This is a genomic window from Pseudoxanthomonas sangjuensis (assembly GCF_010211755.1).
Taxonomy (GTDB): domain Bacteria; phylum Pseudomonadota; class Gammaproteobacteria; order Xanthomonadales; family Xanthomonadaceae; genus Pseudoxanthomonas_A; species Pseudoxanthomonas_A sangjuensis.
Genome location: NZ_PDWR01000030.1, coordinates 21,655 through 36,810, shown reverse-complemented (window position 1 = coordinate 36,810; position 15,156 = coordinate 21,655). Strand labels below are relative to the sequence as shown.

The following is a 15,156-nucleotide window of genomic DNA, read 5'->3' as shown; positions in this document are numbered from 1 at the left end:
GGGAATATGCGTTTCGAGCCGGTATTTGCCCCGGCCCCTATTCCGTAAACAGGCAGGACGGGTCATGACCCGCGCGTGACGCTCGTCGGCACATCCGCGGCGGGTTGAAACCCGCCCTACCCGGGCTACCCGGATCCCTCGTGCTCAATTCATTTCGTTGCCTCGGCTCCCCCGAGGGCCGCCGCGTACTCGGGAAACTCCGACACGTTGTTGTGATCTGCACCCGGGATCCTGACCACTTTGGCCATGCCGGGCACGAAGGCATTCGCGAGCCGGAACGAACTCGCGTTGGGGATGACCCGGTCCCTGCCGGCAAGGATGAGCGTTGTCGGGGCGCGGACCAGCGGCGCATAGCGCCACGATTCGTACCTGTCCCGCAGGATCAATCCGATCGGAAACAGTCGAAATCTCTGCTTGGCCAGCTCCAGGATGCTGTTGTACGGCGCGACCAGCACCAGATGCCGGACGGGTTTCCCCGCTGCGACCTGGATCGCGATTCCGCTGCCGAGGCTACGGCCGACGATCACGATGCACGAATGTTTCCCGGCCACCAGGTTGAACAGGCGCTTGCCGTCCGCGACCAATGCATGTTCCGAGGGGTTTCCAGTGCTTCCGCCGAAACTCCGGTAATGCATCGCATACACGACATGGCCGGGGAAGGCGCGACTCAGCTGTCCCACCGTCAGCGACACGTCCTCGGCGTTGCCGCCAAAATACAGTACCGCGCATGGCCCCTCGGCGCCGTTCGTCGATACCACCACGTCCGCATCGCCACCGTCCAGGACAAAGGCCGGGATGCCCGCATGCCGTGGCGTCGGAAAGTAAATGAAGCTGCGCTGCGACAGGTACAACAGGCCACAAATCGCCAGATAAGCCATGCCAAGCAACATGGCGAAGAATGCCAGGGGCTTGCCGGGCGGCTTCATGGCGATCAGAGCGGATGACGCCGAGAATTGCGACTCACCCGCGCTCCGGCCAGACCGTCTTCGCCAGCAACTCGTCGCCCCAGTCGAACGCGATCGCGCCGTCCTTGACGAACAGCGACACGAAATTGAACACGTTGCGCGCGTACATCTCGCTGGCATGCACCGCGCCCATGCTGGCGAGGTTGAGCGGGCCGGACACGACCACGCCGCCGTGATCGATGGTCTGGCCCGGCGCCGTGACCTCGCAGTTGCCGCCGGTTTCCGCGGCCAGGTCCACGATCACGCTACCCGGTTTCATCCCCTCGACCATCGCCCTGCTGATGATCTTCGGCGCCGGGCGCCCCGGCACCGCCGCCGTGCAGATCACCACGTCGATGCCCTTCAGGTGATCGGCCAGCCGCTGCTGCTGCAACGCGCGTTCCTCGTCGGTCAGCTGCCGCGCATAACCGCCCTCGCCCGCGGCGCTGACGCCGAGGTCGAGGAACTTGCCGCCCAGCGACTCGATCTGCTCGCGCGTTTCCGGGCGCACGTCGAAGCCTTCGATCTGCGCGCCGAGCCGCTTGCCGGTCGCGATCGCCTGCAGGCCGGCCACGCCGGCGCCGACGACCAGCACCTTCGACGGGCGGATCGTGCCCGCCGCGGTGGTCAGCATCGGGAAGAAGCGCGGCGCGAGTTCCGCCGCGATCAGCGCGGCCTTGTAGCCGGCCATGCCGGCTTGCGAGCTGAGCACGTCCATCGCCTGCGCGCGCGTCGTGCGCGGAAGGCGCTCGAGTGGGAACGCGACCAGGCCACGCGACCTGATCGCCTCGCCGCGCGCTTCGTCGGCCTGCGGATGCAGCATGCCGACCAGCGCCGCGCCCGGCTTCAACTGGCCGAGCGTCGCCGCGTCGGGCGGCTGCACGCACAGCACCAGGTCCGCGCCGTCGCGGCCCGATGCGTCGACGATCTGCGCGCCGGCGTCGGCGTAGGCCGCATCGACGAACCCCGCCGCCGCGCCCGCGCCGCTTTCGACCTGCACGGTCGCCTGGGCCGCGACCAGCTTCTTCACCGTTTCCGGCGTCGCCGCCACGCGCCGCTCGCCCGGAGCGGATTCCCGCAACACCCGAATCCCGACCGCCATGTGCCCCTCGCCCGACCGTGTGTGTACGGGGCGATGCTAGCAAATGCGATCCGGGTCCGTAGCGCGGCGCCAATGTTGCAACCCCCTCCCGCTTGCGGGAGGGGGAAAGGCGCGCAGCGCCGAGGCTGAGGGGCGGCTTTGGAAGACGCCAAGGACGCCAAACGGCTCGCTGCGCCCACCTCATCCGCCCTTCGGGCACGTTCTCCCGCAAGCAGGAGAAAGGGTGTTGCGCGACGGGAGGAACTGCCGATCAAACCTCGACGGAGCGTTTCTCGCTGTCCAGCTTGTCGATCACGCCCATCATCGCCGCGTCGAAGGCGTCCTCGTCCTCGTGCTTGCGCAACCGCCCCATCCGCACCATCACCGCCAGCTCTTCCGGCGACGCCACGCAGAAGCGCACGCCGCGGCGATTGACGAACAGCAGGCGCGACGAGATCGGACTGACCCACGACAGCTTGCCCGGTTGCAGTTTGTTGTCCTTGTCGATGAAGTCCAGCCACGTGCCGATCGGCAACGAACGGAAATGATCGGCGTCGGTGGGATCGAAATCCTCCAGGGTGTCGGTGCCGCCGACCAGGTGCACCGGCGAAACCTCGTCCTCCGCCGCCTTCGGCAGCGCCACCGGCGGCAGTTCCGGCAGCTGCTTTTCCAGGTCCGGCCGCGCCGACGCCACCGCCTGCAGCGTGTCGTGCAGCGCATCGACCGCCGCGCCGGCGGCATCCGCGTTGAGGCCGACGCTGGCGAACACCTTCTGCAACGCCGGCCGCCATGCCTGCAGCCACGGCTTGCCGACGATCTGCAGCTGCGCTTCGCCCAACTCTTCCAGCACGCCGTCGGCCAGCGCCAGCGCCTCGCGCAGGCCGTCGCCGTCCTCGCCTTCGCGCAGCAGGGTCATGGTCACGTGGTGCGCCCACGGCTGGCGCATGAAGTCCTCGATCGCCTGCGGCACCTTGCGCCCGTCCAGGCGCGCCGACAGTTCCGACTCCATCCGCGCGCGCGCCGCTTCGAGGCGCTCCTGGCCGCGCTGGATCTCGGCGGCGCGGCGCTCGGCGATCTCGATGCGGCGGCGGTGCTGGACGAGGAATTCGCGGAACTCCTCCTCCAGGGTCATGAAGATGGCGAGGGTCTCGTTGAACTCGGCGACCAGCCGCTCGACGATCTCCTCGACCTTGGCCATCAGCGTGCGCTCGGCCGCGGTCTCGCCGCTGTTGCCTTCGCAGGCCTCGGCCAGCGCGTTGAGCAGGCGCCGCGCCGGGTGGTCCTTCTGCACGAACATGTGCCGGTCGAGCATCGCGACCTTGACGAACGGCACCGCGAGGCGGCCGATCAGTTCGCGCGAACGCCCTTCGAGGTCGCGCTCGTCCAGCATCACGTCGAACAGCATGCCGACCAGGTCGATCGCATCCTCGTCCATCGGCGACAGGTGCGCGGCCGACGTATCCATGCCGAGGCGGGTGGCGCTGGTCAGCACCTCGTGCTTGAGCCGCTGCGCCAGCGATTCGCCGGCATCGCCGATCGCCGCGCGCAACGCGGCGCTGGGCGTGGTCTGCAGCAGCGACAGCGCCGACAGCATTTCCTGCTGCGACAACGGGCGGTGCCCGGCGCCGTGCCCGGCCATGGCGGGATGCATGCCGCGCGATTCCTGGATCAGGCCGTACAGGGCCTCGAGCAGCACGCCCTGGGTTTCGCGCACCCCGCCGTAACCGCCCGGCGGCGCAGCGTAGGCATCGGCTTCGGACTGCATGAAGCCGCGCAGGTTCGACATGCGGTTGAGGAAACGCGCGGCCCACGCCGGCGCGCTGTCCTCGTTGCCATCCGGAGCCGGCGGGCGGGCCTGCTCGCGGCTCGCCGGCGGTTCCGGCCCGGTATCGGCCTGCTGCGCCAGCAACTGGTCCAGCTTTTCGTAGACGCGGCCCAGTTCCGGCACCAGGTCGCGCTCGCACAGCTTCAGCACGACCAGCCGCACTTCCAGGCTCAGGTCGCAATCGGCGAAGGCCTCGCGCACCGCCACGGCGACGTGCTCGGAACCCAGCGGGTTGTGGTCGCCGTCCAGTTCCACGCCGGCCAGGTAACCCAGGCGGCGCTCCAGGCGCACCAGCAGCGGCCTGTATTCGCGCTGGATCGTGGCGGCGAGATTGCGCGCGGCCAGGCGCGATTCCAGTTCCTCTTCCGAAACCAGGGTCAGGTCGCCCGGCTGCGGCGGCGCCAGCACGTGTTCCACCGACAGCGGCGCCCGCTCCGCCATGGCCTGCCAGGCCGTGTTCAACTGGACCCGGAACGCGCCGACGACTTCATGGCGGCGCCGGCGCAGTTCGCGCATGCCGTCGAGGAACGCCAGCTGCGCGGAACCGGCGCGTTCGGCGCGGTCGAACAGGGCATCGTCGAGCCGCCCCAGCGCCACGTCGAACACGTCCACCAGCGACGGCAGCGCGACGTCCCTCGCCCGCTCGAGCAGCCGCGCGTTGCGGCCGGGTTCCCGTGATGGATTGTTGCCTATCGACATGCGCAAGGTTCCCCGCCCCCGGTAGGCGTTGCTGGTTCCGTGGTGAACGCGGCCCCTGTTCCGCAACGGCATGGTAAGGAAACCGGATCGAACCCGACAGTGACAGGCTTGGCACTTTCCCCGCGCCTGCGCCACGACCCGCTAAACTCCGTGCATGTCCGCCCCCGACCCACTGCATTTCCTCGATGCCCGCCGCTCGGTCCCCGCCAGGCAACTGGGCGAACCCGGCCCCGACCGGCCCACCCTGATCCGGATGCTGCAGTCCGCCGTGCGCGTGCCCGACCACGGCAAGCTGGCGCCGTTCCGCTTCCTGCGGATTGCCGGCGAAGCGCGCCACGCGCTGGGCGGGAAGCTGGCGGCGCGCGCGCTGCAGCTGGACCCCGACGCGTCCGCGGCGGCGATCGAGAAGGATCGCGCCCGTTTTTCGTTCGCGCCGGTGATCGTCGCGGTGGTCGCGCGGCCGGTACCCAGCCCGAAGGTACCGGAGATCGAACAGCTGCTCAGCGCCGGCAGCGTCTGTTTCGCGCTGCTGCAGGCGGCGCAGGCGCTGGGCTTCGGCGCGGCGTGGCTGACCAGCTGGGCCGCATACGACGACGGGATCCGCGGGTTGCTGGGCGTGGCCGCGGACGAAACCATCGTCGGTTTCATCCACATTGGCACGCCGAAGCTGGAAGCGCCGGAACGCGAACGGCCCGACGCCGCGGCCCTGCTGACCGATTGGCAAGACAACGAGTGAACCGGAACGAGGGACGGGCGAAGACGTACCATCCCTCGTCCTCCCGCCCGTTTCCCGCTCCCCTCCACCCGTTGCCCGCATGAACACGCTACACCTCGTCGACGCCAGCCTGTACGTGTTCCGCGCCTGGCATTCGATGCCGGACGAATTCCACGACGCCGAAGGCTGGCCGACGAATGCCGTCCACGGCTTCGCCCGCTTCGTGCTCGAACTGCTGGAGAAGGAGCGGCCACGGCACATCGCCGTCGCCTTCGACGAGGCGCTGGACAGCTGCTTCCGCAACCGCATCTATCCGGCCTACAAGGCCAATCGCGAGCCGGCGCCGGAGGAACTCAAGCGCCAGTTCCGCCATTGCAAGGCGCTGTGCGCGGCGCTGGGCCTGAACGTGCTGGCGCACGGCGAATACGAGGCCGACGACCTGATCGGCAGCGCCCTGCACGCGATGCGGCCGAAGGGCTACCGCGGCGTGATCGTTTCCGCCGACAAGGACCTGTCGCAGTTGCTGCACGAACGCGACGAGCAGTGGGACTACGCCCGCAACCAGCGCTGGGGCGTCAACGGGGTCAAGGCGCGGCACGGCGTCGAAGCGCGGCAGATCGCCGACTACCTGGCGCTGTGCGGCGACGCCGTCGACAACATCCCCGGCATCACCGGCATCGGCGCGAAGTCGGCGGCGGTGCTGCTGGCGCACTTCGGCGACCTCGACACCCTGCTGGGGCGGCTGGACGAAGTGCCGTTCCTGCGCCTGCGCGGCGCCGCGCAGATGGCCGCGCGCCTGCGCGAGCAGCGCGAGCATGCGCTGCTGTGGCGGCAGCTGACCACGATTTCGCTGGACGCGCCGATCGGCGATGCGGAACCCGACTTCCGCCGCGCCGCGGCCGATGCCGGCATGCTGGAATCGCTGGCGGACGCGCTGCGCTTCGGGCCGGTGACCCGTCGCCGGCTGCAGGAAGCGGCATCCTCGACCGGCTAACATCCGCACATGGACAAGAAGACCGTTGCACCGCAGACCGTTTTCGAGGGCAAGTACGTGCGCATGGTGGTCCGTGGCACGTGGGAATACGTCGAGCGCACGCACGCCGACGGGCTGGCCGCGATCATCATCGCGGTGACCCCGGACGACAGGGTCGTCTTCGTCGAGCAGTTCCGCGTGCCGCTGCAGGCGCCGACCATCGAAATGCCGGCCGGCCTGGTCGGCGACATCCACGCCGACGAAAGCATCGAGCTTTCGGCGATCCGCGAGCTGGAGGAAGAAACCGGCTGGACCGCGGACCGCGCCGAAGTCCTGCTGGTCGGCCCGACGTCGTCCGGCCTGACCAGCGAAAGGATCGCCTTCGTCCGCGCCACCGGCCTGCGCAAGATCGGCGAAGGCGGCGGCGACCCCGACGAGGACATCACCGTGCACGAAATCCCGCGCCCCGAAGCCGCGGCGTGGCTGACGCGGAAACTCGCCGAAGGCTACGAACTCGACGCCAAGCTGTGGGCCGGGTTGTGGCTGATCGAGCACAACCTGGACGGCTCGCGGCGCGGGTGACCCCGCCCTGCGGCGTCAGGCCGCGAATTCGTCGGTGGCGCGCACCAGCGCGTCGACGTTCTCCGCCTCGAAGCCGGAATGCCCCGAGGCCGGCGTGATCGCCAGCTTCGACTTCGGCCAGGCCTTGTGCAGGTCCCAGGCATTCTGCAGCGGGCAGACCACGTCGTAGCGGCCGTGCACGATCACGCCGGGGATGTCGGCGATGCGGTGCGCGTCGCGCAGCAACTGGTCCTCGACCTCGAAAAAGCCGCCATTGACGAAGTAATGGTTCTCGATGCGGGCGAAGGCCAGCGCGAACTCGGCGTCCTCGTGGCTGCTGACGAAATCGGGGTCGACCTGCAGGAAGCTGGTCGCGCCTTCCCACACGCTCCACGCGCGCGCGGCCGCCAGCCGCGTTTCCGCGTCGTCGCTGGTCAGGCGGCGGTGGAACGCCGAGATCAGGTCGTGGCGTTCGACCGGCGGGATCGCGGCGACGTAGTGTTCCCATGCGTCGGGGAACAGGCGGTTGGCACCTTCCTGGTAGAACCATTCCAGCTCCCAGCGGCGCAGCATGAAGATGCCGCGCAGCACCAGCTCGGCGACGCGTTGCGGATGGGCTTCCGCGTAGGCCAGCGCCAGCGTCGAGCCCCACGAGCCACCGAACACCTGCCAGCGGTCGATGCCGAGTTTTTCGCGCAGCTTCTCGATGTCGGCGACCAGGTCCCAGGTCGTGTTGTCCACGAGGTCCGCGTGCGGCGTGGAACGGCCGCTGCCGCGCTGGTCGAACAGCACGATGCGGTACTTCTCCGGGTCGTGGAAGCGGCGCATCTTCGGGCTGCAGCCGCCGCCCGGGCCGCCGTGCAGGAATACCGCCGGCTTGCCCCGCGGGTTGCCGCACTGCTCGTAATAGAGCGTATGGCGGTCGTCGACCTTCAGCAGGCCGGTGTCGTAGGGCTCGATGTCGGGGTAGAGGGTGCGCATGACGGGATTTCGTTCCGGGATGCGGAAGTCTAACCCGGCGGCATGAAGCTTTTGCCCGTCGTTCCCGCCCGCGCGGGGCCGACGGCTCAAGGCATCCGGCCCAGCGACACCCGGTCGCGGCTCTCGAGGTCGCGTTCGGTCGCGACGTCGGCGAAACCCGCGTCGTGCAATAGCGCGCGGATTGCTTCGCCCTGCCCCCAGCCGTGTTCCAGCAGCAACCAGCCGCCGGGTGCCAGGTGCGCCGGCGCGCCGGCGATGATTCCGCGGATCGCTTCCAGCCCGTCCGTGCCGGACGAAAGCGCGATTGCCGGTTCGAAGCGCAGGTCGCCTTCGTCCAGGTGCGGGTCGCCGTCGGCGATGTACGGCGGATTGCTGGCGATCAGGTCGAAGCGTTCGGCGCCAAGTGCTTCCAGCCAGTCGCCGCGGCGGAACCAAACGTTGTCGATGCCGTTGCGCTGCGCGTTGCGCACGGCGACGGCCAGCGCAGCCTTGCTGAAGTCGGTGGCGACCACCGCCGCCTGCGGCCGCTCGCTGGCGATGGCCAGCGCGATCGCGCCGCTGCCGGTGCCGAGGTCGGCGACGCGCGCGGCTTCACCCTGCGGCAGGCGCGCCAGCGCCAGTTCGACCAGCAATTCGGTTTCGGGGCGCGGAATCAGCGTGTCGGGGCCGACTTCGAGGTCCAGCGTCCAGAAGCCGCGCCTGCCGGTCAGGTAGGCCACCGGCTCGCCGGGAACCCGGCGCGCGACCAGTCCGGCGAAGGCCTCGGCCTGCGCGGCGTCCAGTTCGTCGGGGGCATGGGCGAACAGCCAGGCGCGGTCGCGGCCCGCGGCGTGGGCCAGCAGCAACTCGGCATCGGCGCGATCCACGGCCGCCGACGCCTCGCGCAGCAGCTGGTCGATTCGCCGCGAAGCCGATGGGTTGAAGGTCGAGCTCATCGTATCCACTTGGTTGGGAAGGATTTTCCATGCCGGATCGGGTGGCTGGCCGGCGCGGCGGGGTTGCCGGGCCCCGGTCGAGACCACCGATCGGACATACCAATAGGTTTTGACTATCTATATAATTCTATCAATCGATTTTACCGATTGTGCCTGACAGCATAAATTTGTTGCGTGGCAACACCGCCCAGTCCTTTCCCAACCCTCAACGAGGAACCGCAGATGTCCCTGATCAACACCGCCGTCCAGCCGTTCAAGGCCAACGCCTACAAGAACGGCCAGTTCATCGAAGTCACCGAGAAGGACCTGCAGGGCCAATGGTCCGTGCTGATCTTCATGCCGGCCGCCTTCACCTTCAACTGCCCGACCGAGATCGAGGACGCCGCCGAGCACTACGCCGAGTTCCAGGCCGCCGGCGCCGAGGTCTACATCGTCACCACCGACACCCACTTCTCGCACAAGGTCTGGCACGAGACCTCGCCGGCGGTGGGCAAGGCCAAGTTCGCCCTGATCGGCGACCCGGCGCACAAGCTGGCCAAGGCGTTCGACGTGCTGATCGAGGACGAAGGCCTGGCCCTGCGCGGCACCTTCGTCATCGACCCGAACGGCGTGATCAAGACCATGGAAGTCCACGACAACGCCATCGCCCGCGACGTCACCGAAACCGTGCGCAAGCTCAAGGCCGCGCGCTACGTCGCCAGCCACCCGGGCGAGGTGTGCCCGGCCAAGTGGAAGGAAGGCGAGAAGACCCTGGCCCCGTCGCTGGACCTGGTCGGCAAGATCTGACCCGCCGACGCAAGAATCCTTCGCCCCGCCGGGCAACGGCGGGGCGAAGGCCGGCGACCGGCGGGATGCCGGGCGCCACCCGCACTGCTCCGTCGCCCTCCCCGTCCGCGGGGAGCGCGATCCGATGAACCACGCCCCGAGGCGGCAATCCGCAATGCGCGCACGGCGCGACTTGCGGATTGCTTCCTGCCGATGCTGCACCGGAGAACCTTCCCCATGTTGGACGCCAACCTCAAGACCCAGCTCAAGGCCTACCTGGAACGCCTGACCCGCCCGGTGCTGCTGGTCGCCGCGCTGGACGACGGCGACGCCTCGCGCGAAATGCGCGAACTGCTGACCGAGATCGAAGCGCTGTCGGACATGGTTTCCTACCGCGAACACCGCGACCCGGGCGACCGCACGCCATCGTTCTCGATCCGCTCGCCGGGCGAGGAAATCCACCTGGGCTTCGCCGGCCTGCCGATGGGCCACGAATTCACCTCGCTGGTGCTGGCGCTGCTGCAGGTCGGCGGCCATCCATCCAAGGCCGCGCAGGACGCTATCGCGCAGGTGAAGAATCTCGAGGGCGAGTTCCGTTTCGAGACGTTCTTCTCGCAGAGCTGCCACAACTGCCCGGACGTGGTGCAGGCGCTGAACCTGATGGCGGTGCTGAACCCGAACATCTCGCACGTCGCCATCGACGGCGGCGTGTTCCGCGATGAAATCGAACGCCGCGGGATCATGGGCGTGCCCACCGTGTTCCTCAACGGCGGGATGTTCGGCAACGGCCGCATGACGCTGGAGGAAATCGTCGCCAGGATCGACACCGGCGCCGGCAAGCGCGAAGCGGCGAAGATCTCGCAGAAGGCGCCCTTCGACGTGCTCGTCGTCGGCGGCGGCCCGGCCGGCGCGGCCGCGGCGATCTACGCCGCGCGCAAGGGCATCCGCACCGGCGTGGCGGCCGAGCGCTTCGGCGGCCAGGTGCTGGACACGCTGGCGATCGAGAACTTCGTTTCGGTGCAGGAGACCGAAGGCCCGAAGCTGGCCGCGGCGCTCGAAGCGCACGTGCGCCAGTACGAGGTCGACGTGATGAACCTGCAGCGCGCCGAGCAGCTGGTTCCCGCCGGCGCCGACGGCCTGGTCGAAGTGAAGCTGGCCAACGGCGCTTCGCTGAAGTCGAAGAGCGTGATCCTGTCGACCGGCGCGCGCTGGCGGCAGATGAACGTGCCGGGCGAAGAGCAGTACCGCAACAAGGGCGTGGCCTACTGCCCGCACTGCGACGGCCCGCTGTTCAAGGGCAAGCGCGTGGCGGTGATCGGCGGCGGCAACTCCGGCGTCGAGGCGGCGATCGACCTGGCCGGCATCGTCGAACACGTCACCCTGATCGAATTCGCCGCGCAGCTGCGCGCCGACGAAGTGCTGCAGCGCAAGCTGCGCAGCCTGCCGAACGTCGACGTCGTCGTCTCGGCGGCGACCACCGAGGTGCTCGGCGACGGTTCCAAGGTCACCGGCCTGGTCTACGAGGACCGCGAATCGCACCAGCACCGCACGCTCGAGCTGGAAGGCATCTTCGTGCAGATCGGCCTGCTGCCGAACACGGAATGGCTGAAGGGCACGGTCGAACTGAGCCCGCGCGGCGAAATCGTGGTCGACGCGCGCGGCGCGACGAACGTTCCGGGCGTGTTCGCCGCCGGCGACTGCACCACCGTGCCGTACAAGCAGATCGTGATCGCGATGGGCGAAGGCGCGAAGGCCTCGCTGGCCGCGTTCGACCACCTGATCCGCAGTTCGGCGCCGGTCGCCGCAGCGGCGCCTGCGCCGGCAACGCCGGCCGAAGCCGAGGCCGAGGTCGCCTGAACCGAACGAAACCCGCCGCGCAACCGGCGGGTTTTTCATTGGCCGCGCCTTTTGTAGCGCCGGGCTTGCTCGGTGCCGCAAAACGCAGCCGGCAATTGATATCGCAATGCAATTGCCATACATAGATAGACAGGACATATGAAGGCCGGCCCGTGAACCTGCGCGATCTCAAATACCTGGTGGCCCTGGCCGACCACAAGCACTTCGGCAAGGCTGCGGCGGCCAGTTTCGTCAGCCAGCCCACGCTCTCGACCCAGATCCGCAAGCTGGAAGACGAGCTGGGCGTGCCGCTGGTCGAGCGCGCGCCGCGCAAGGTGATGCTGACCCCGGCCGGGCGCGATGCCGCCGAACGTGCGCGGCGCATCGTCGCCGAGATCGAGCAGATGAAGGAGGCCGCGCGGCGCAGCCAGGACCCCGAGGCCGGCACGGTGCGGCTCGGCATTTTCCCGACGCTCGGCCCGTACCTGCTGCCGCACGTGATTCCGCGCATCCGCGAGCGCTTCCCGCAACTGGAGTTGCTGCTGGTCGAGGAGAAGAGCGACGTGCTGCTGTCGCGATTGCGCGAAGGCAAGCTGGACGCCGGCCTGCTGGCGCTGCCGGTACACGACGAGCAGATGCACGTCGAACCGCTGTTCGAGGAACCGTTCCTGCTCGCGGTGCCGGAAACGCATCCGCTGGCCAAGCGCGATTCGCTGAGCCTGAGCGAACTGTCCGAACAGAAGCTGCTGCTGCTGGAAGACGGCCACTGCCTGCGCGAACAGGCGCTCGAGGTCTGCCGCCTGTCCGGCGCCAACGAGAAATCCGAATTCCGCGCCACCAGCCTGGAGACGCTGCGGCAGATGGTCGCCGCCAACGTCGGCGCGACGCTGCTGCCGACGCTGGCGGTGAAGCCGCCGGTGGCGCGTTCGCACAACATCCGCCTGCTCGGCTTCAGCGACTCGCACCCGAGCCGGCGCATCGCCATGCTCTGGCGCAAGAGCTCGGCGATGGGCGGGTTCCTGTCGAAGCTGGCCGGCGTGTTCCGCGACCTGCCCGGCGAACTGTTCACGCCGACCGCGGACCTCGGCGCGCCGCGTCCGCGCAAGGCCGCGGCGCGCGCGAAGCCCGCCTAGGCGCGTCCGCGCGCGACCTGCCGGGCCTGCGGCGCGTCAGCCCTGCAACGCGGGGCCGAAGCCGTGGCGCTCCGGCGGACGCCGCGACGACGGGAACAGCAGCACGATCGCCGCGGCCGCCAGCCCGACCAGCATCGAACAGACGTACATCCAGGCGTAGCTGCCGTAACGGTCGTACAGGACGCCGCCGAGCAGCGGCCCGAGCGCCATGCCCAGGCAGGAGAGCATTTTCGCCGCGCCCAGCACCGTACCCAGGATGCGCGGCGGGAAAGCCTCGCGCGCCAGCGAGGCGTACAGCGGCATGGTGCCGCCGTAGGCCATGCCGAACACGAACGCCACCGCATAGAAGCCCGACAGCTGGCTGACGCCCAGGTACGACACCGCCGCGATTCCCTGCACCGCCAGCCCGGTCGCCAGCACCGGCTTGGCGCCCCAGCGGTCGCCCAGCACGCCGAACAGCAGCAGCCCCGCCAGTCCCGCCGCGCCTTCCATGCTGTAGATGGTGACCGCCGAGGTCAGCGACAGGCCGCAACCGACCGCGTAGCTCACGGTGTGGATGATCGGCCCGGAATGCGCAAGGCAACAGGCGAAGAAGGCCAGTGCCAGCACGATGAAGGGGCGCGAGCGCAGGGCCTGTGCCGCGGTCATCCTGGCCGGTCCCGCGGTCGCCGCTTCGTCCGCACCCGCCTGCGGCGACGCGCGCACGAACCAGACCGCGGGCAGGCTCAGCGCCCAGACCAGCACGCCGACGATCAGCAGCGTGGTACGCCAGTCGTAGTGGCTGACCAGCCAGGCCACCAGCGGCGACATCGTCATCGGCGCCACGCCCGCACCCGCCGCGACCAGCGACACCGCCAGGTTGCGGCGCTTCTCGAACGAGGACACCGTCGCCGCGACCACCGGGGCGAAGAAGCTGGCGACCGCCGCGCCCAGCAGCACGCCGTAGCTCAGCTGGAACTGCAGCAGGCTGTCGGCGCGGCTGGCCAGGATGCAGGCCAGGCCCTGCAGCAGCGAACCGGCCAGCACGCACACCCGCGGGCCGACGCGGTCGCTGAGCGTACCCCAGCCGAATCCGGCCAGGCCCATGGCCAGGAATGCCAGGGTCATGGCGCTGGACAGGCCCGCGCGCGACCAGCCGGTGGCGCTGCCCATCGGCTGCAGCAGCACCGCCAGCGCGAACAGCGCGCCGATGCCGACGCAACCCAGCACCGCGCCGGCGGCGACCAGCGCCCAGTTGCGGTCCATGGCCAGTGAAGTTGCGGTCGGATGCGGGTTCATGGGGCGATTTCCGGTCGGGATGCACTAGCGACGAACCGGCGCCGCCGGAATCGACATTCGCCCTCAGATATCGCGTCCGTTGTAGTGCTGCACCGGCAACGACTCCAGGTCGACGCCTTCGAGGCAGCGCACGTTGACCGCCGCCATCGGCTGGCCGTCCGGACCCGTGGCCTCGGCGAACAGGTGGATACCGCAATCCGGGCAGAAGCGGTGCGCGATCGCATGTCTGTTGAAGGTATACGTGCCCATGGCTTCCGCCCCGGCCAGCAGGTTCAGTCGCGGCCGCGGAATGAACCACAGCAGCGAGCCCTTGCGCCGGCATATCGAGCAATTGCAGGACAGCACGCCGCCGATTTCGCCTTCGGCCTCGAACGCGATCCGCCCGCAATGGCAACTGCCTCGGTATTTCATTTCCCGCCTCCTTCGGTCGACGTGTTCGTTTTCCCGGACTCAGGCCGGCACGCGCCGCTCGTATTCGCCGCGCAGGCGCAGCCAGCCGTCCCAGAACGGCTCGGTTTCCCGGCCGCCGGTGCGCGCTTCCAGCACGTTGAGGTGCATGTGCCAGCCGGCACCGATCATCAGCATGTTGTTGCGGTCGGAAATGCCCTCGTGCAGCACGGTCAGCATGACCTTGCCGCCCTTCGGCTCGAGGTCGAAGGCGACCTTGCCGCTGTCGCCCCAGGTGAAGACGAGCCGGCGCGGCGGGTCGAACTCGACGATGCGGCTTTGCATCCGGTGTTCTTCGCCGAAACCCTCCGGCTTGCGGCCCGGCGGGTCGGTCAACTCGTCGTTGCGCCAGACCAGTTCGAACGACGAACCGGCCTGCGGCGCCATGTCGCCGGCCGCCAGCCATTGCCGGCGCAGTTCGCCGTCGGTCAGATAGGCCCAGATGCGCTCGACCGGACCCGGCAGCAGGCGCTGGATGCGCACCGTGCCGGGTGCGGCGACAGTGCCGTAATCGGCTTCGGGGGTGATGGCGATGCTCATGGTTTCCTCCGTGGGTTGCGGGGTTTGCGTGCGGGCCGGGCCGCCGCGGGTTTGGCGGCCTCGTCGGCCGCAAGCAGTGCCTCGAGGACGTCGAGCCTGGCGTTCCAGAAGCGCTCGTAGTGGCGGATCCATTCCATGCCGGCATGCAGCGGTTGCGCATCGAGCCGGCAGGTATGCACCCGGCCCTGTACCTCGCGCCGGATCAGCCCGGCACGTTCCAGCATCTGGATGTGTTTCGACGCGCCAGCCAGCGAAATGTCGAACGGCGCGGCGAGCTCGCCGACGGTGCGCGGCCGTGCGGCGAGCTCGCGCAGCATCGCGCGCCGGGTCGGGTCGGCCAGGGCGCGGAACACGGCGTCGAGCTGTTCGGGAGATTTGTCAACCATAAGGTTGAATATACGCCGCCGCCGGCAATTGTCAACTGTTTGGTTGAACATTTGTGC

Annotated in this window: 15 protein-coding genes; 6 read left to right on the top strand and 9 right to left on the bottom strand. The window is 69.0% G+C overall.

Going from position 1 to position 15,156, the window contains the following annotated elements; genetic code table 11:
• Positions 1 to 149: 149 nt before the first annotated feature.
• The 3 genes from CSC71_RS13605 to CSC71_RS13595 form a co-directional block, all read right to left on the bottom strand.
• Entirely contained in the window at positions 150 to 926 is a 777-nt protein-coding gene (locus CSC71_RS13605; RefSeq protein ID WP_211368043.1) for an alpha/beta hydrolase, read from the bottom strand.
• Positions 927 to 960: 34 nt separating this feature from the next.
• Positions 961 to 2,046, bottom strand: coding sequence for an NAD(P) transhydrogenase subunit alpha (locus tag CSC71_RS13600; protein ID WP_162374920.1), 1,086 nt, complete (start codon positions 2,044 to 2,046; stop codon positions 961 to 963).
• Positions 2,047 to 2,296: 250 nt separating this feature from the next.
• On the bottom strand, positions 2,297 to 4,549 hold the full coding sequence (locus tag CSC71_RS13595; RefSeq protein ID WP_162374919.1) for a DUF1631 domain-containing protein: 2,253 nt from the start codon (positions 4,547 to 4,549) through the stop codon (positions 2,297 to 2,299).
• 154 nt (positions 4,550 to 4,703) lie between these two features.
• Here CSC71_RS13595 and CSC71_RS13590 point away from each other — a divergent pair, with 154 nt between their 5' ends.
• From CSC71_RS13590 to CSC71_RS13580, 3 genes are all read left to right on the top strand, one after another.
• Positions 4,704 to 5,285 carry a nitroreductase family protein gene (locus CSC71_RS13590; protein ID WP_162374918.1) on the top strand — a complete coding sequence of 194 codons (582 nt, stop codon included), beginning with the start codon at positions 4,704 to 4,706 and terminating at the stop codon, positions 5,283 to 5,285.
• Positions 5,286 to 5,364: 79 nt separating this feature from the next.
• Positions 5,365 to 6,258: a 5'-3' exonuclease gene (locus tag CSC71_RS13585; protein WP_162374917.1), complete on the top strand. Its 894-nt coding sequence runs from the start codon at positions 5,365 to 5,367 to the stop codon at positions 6,256 to 6,258.
• A 9-nt stretch (positions 6,259 to 6,267) separates the two neighbouring features.
• A complete protein-coding gene (locus tag CSC71_RS13580) occupies positions 6,268 to 6,819 on the top strand; it encodes an NUDIX hydrolase (protein ID WP_162374916.1) in 552 nt (183 codons plus the stop codon).
• A 15-nt stretch (positions 6,820 to 6,834) separates the two neighbouring features.
• On the opposite strand, the gene pip is transcribed toward CSC71_RS13580, so the two are convergent.
• Positions 6,835 to 7,779, bottom strand: coding sequence for a prolyl aminopeptidase (pip, locus tag CSC71_RS13575; protein WP_162374915.1), 945 nt, complete (start codon positions 7,777 to 7,779; stop codon positions 6,835 to 6,837).
• A gap of 86 nt (positions 7,780 to 7,865) precedes the next feature.
• Positions 7,866 to 8,714, bottom strand: coding sequence for a peptide chain release factor N(5)-glutamine methyltransferase (gene prmC / locus CSC71_RS13570; protein ID WP_162374914.1), 849 nt, complete (start codon positions 8,712 to 8,714; stop codon positions 7,866 to 7,868).
• A gap of 222 nt (positions 8,715 to 8,936) precedes the next feature.
• Here prmC and ahpC point away from each other — a divergent pair, with 222 nt between their 5' ends.
• From ahpC to CSC71_RS13555, 3 genes are all read left to right on the top strand, one after another.
• A complete protein-coding gene (gene ahpC / locus CSC71_RS13565; protein WP_162374913.1) occupies positions 8,937 to 9,500 on the top strand; it encodes an alkyl hydroperoxide reductase subunit C in 564 nt (187 codons plus the stop codon).
• 216 nt (positions 9,501 to 9,716) lie between these two features.
• Positions 9,717 to 11,336 (top strand): alkyl hydroperoxide reductase subunit F, encoded by a 1,620-nt coding sequence (ahpF, locus tag CSC71_RS13560; RefSeq protein ID WP_162374912.1) that lies wholly within the window; start codon positions 9,717 to 9,719, stop codon positions 11,334 to 11,336.
• A 152-nt stretch (positions 11,337 to 11,488) separates the two neighbouring features.
• Positions 11,489 to 12,448 carry a LysR substrate-binding domain-containing protein gene (locus CSC71_RS13555; RefSeq protein ID WP_162374911.1) on the top strand — a complete coding sequence of 320 codons (960 nt, stop codon included), beginning with the start codon at positions 11,489 to 11,491 and terminating at the stop codon, positions 12,446 to 12,448.
• A gap of 36 nt (positions 12,449 to 12,484) precedes the next feature.
• Here the strand turns inward: CSC71_RS13555 and CSC71_RS13550 are convergent, their stop codons facing one another.
• The 4 genes from CSC71_RS13550 to CSC71_RS13535 all read right to left on the bottom strand — a co-directional run bounded on the left by CSC71_RS13550 (position 12,485) and on the right by CSC71_RS13535 (position 15,099).
• Entirely contained in the window at positions 12,485 to 13,726 is a 1,242-nt protein-coding gene (locus tag CSC71_RS13550; protein WP_162374910.1) for an MFS transporter, read from the bottom strand.
• 63 nt (positions 13,727 to 13,789) lie between these two features.
• Positions 13,790 to 14,137 (bottom strand): GFA family protein, encoded by a 348-nt coding sequence (locus CSC71_RS13545; protein WP_162374909.1) that lies wholly within the window; start codon positions 14,135 to 14,137, stop codon positions 13,790 to 13,792.
• A 39-nt stretch (positions 14,138 to 14,176) separates the two neighbouring features.
• Positions 14,177 to 14,713, bottom strand: coding sequence for an SRPBCC family protein (locus CSC71_RS13540; protein ID WP_162374908.1), 537 nt, complete (start codon positions 14,711 to 14,713; stop codon positions 14,177 to 14,179).
• Entirely contained in the window at positions 14,710 to 15,099 is a 390-nt protein-coding gene (locus CSC71_RS13535) for an ArsR/SmtB family transcription factor (RefSeq protein WP_162374907.1), read from the bottom strand. Before CSC71_RS13535 ends, CSC71_RS13540 begins: the two co-directional genes overlap by 4 nt.
• Between the last annotated feature and the right edge of the window lie 57 nt (positions 15,100 to 15,156).

Excerpts from the sequence above, each read along its gene's own strand:
- CSC71_RS13605 (WP_211368043.1), bottom strand. The coding sequence starts at position 926 with ATGAAGCCGCCCGGCAAGCCCCTGGCATTCTTCGCCATGTTGCTTGGC.
- CSC71_RS13600 (WP_162374920.1), bottom strand. The coding sequence starts at position 2,046 with ATGGCGGTCGGGATTCGGGTGTTGCGGGAATCCGCTCCGGGCGAGCGG.
- CSC71_RS13595 (WP_162374919.1), bottom strand. The coding sequence starts at position 4,549 with ATGTCGATAGGCAACAATCCATCACGGGAACCCGGCCGCAACGCGCGG.
- CSC71_RS13590 (WP_162374918.1), top strand. The coding sequence starts at position 4,704 with ATGTCCGCCCCCGACCCACTGCATTTCCTCGATGCCCGCCGCTCGGTC.
- CSC71_RS13585 (WP_162374917.1), top strand. The coding sequence starts at position 5,365 with ATGAACACGCTACACCTCGTCGACGCCAGCCTGTACGTGTTCCGCGCC.
- CSC71_RS13580 (WP_162374916.1), top strand. The coding sequence starts at position 6,268 with ATGGACAAGAAGACCGTTGCACCGCAGACCGTTTTCGAGGGCAAGTAC.
- pip (WP_162374915.1), bottom strand. The coding sequence starts at position 7,779 with ATGCGCACCCTCTACCCCGACATCGAGCCCTACGACACCGGCCTGCTG.
- prmC (WP_162374914.1), bottom strand. The coding sequence starts at position 8,714 with ATGAGCTCGACCTTCAACCCATCGGCTTCGCGGCGAATCGACCAGCTG.
- ahpC (WP_162374913.1), top strand. The coding sequence starts at position 8,937 with ATGTCCCTGATCAACACCGCCGTCCAGCCGTTCAAGGCCAACGCCTAC.
- ahpF (WP_162374912.1), top strand. The coding sequence starts at position 9,717 with ATGTTGGACGCCAACCTCAAGACCCAGCTCAAGGCCTACCTGGAACGC.
- CSC71_RS13550 (WP_162374910.1), bottom strand. The coding sequence starts at position 13,726 with ATGAACCCGCATCCGACCGCAACTTCACTGGCCATGGACCGCAACTGG.
- CSC71_RS13545 (WP_162374909.1), bottom strand. The coding sequence starts at position 14,137 with ATGAAATACCGAGGCAGTTGCCATTGCGGGCGGATCGCGTTCGAGGCC.
- CSC71_RS13540 (WP_162374908.1), bottom strand. The coding sequence starts at position 14,713 with ATGAGCATCGCCATCACCCCCGAAGCCGATTACGGCACTGTCGCCGCA.
- CSC71_RS13535 (WP_162374907.1), bottom strand. The coding sequence starts at position 15,099 with ATGGTTGACAAATCTCCCGAACAGCTCGACGCCGTGTTCCGCGCCCTG.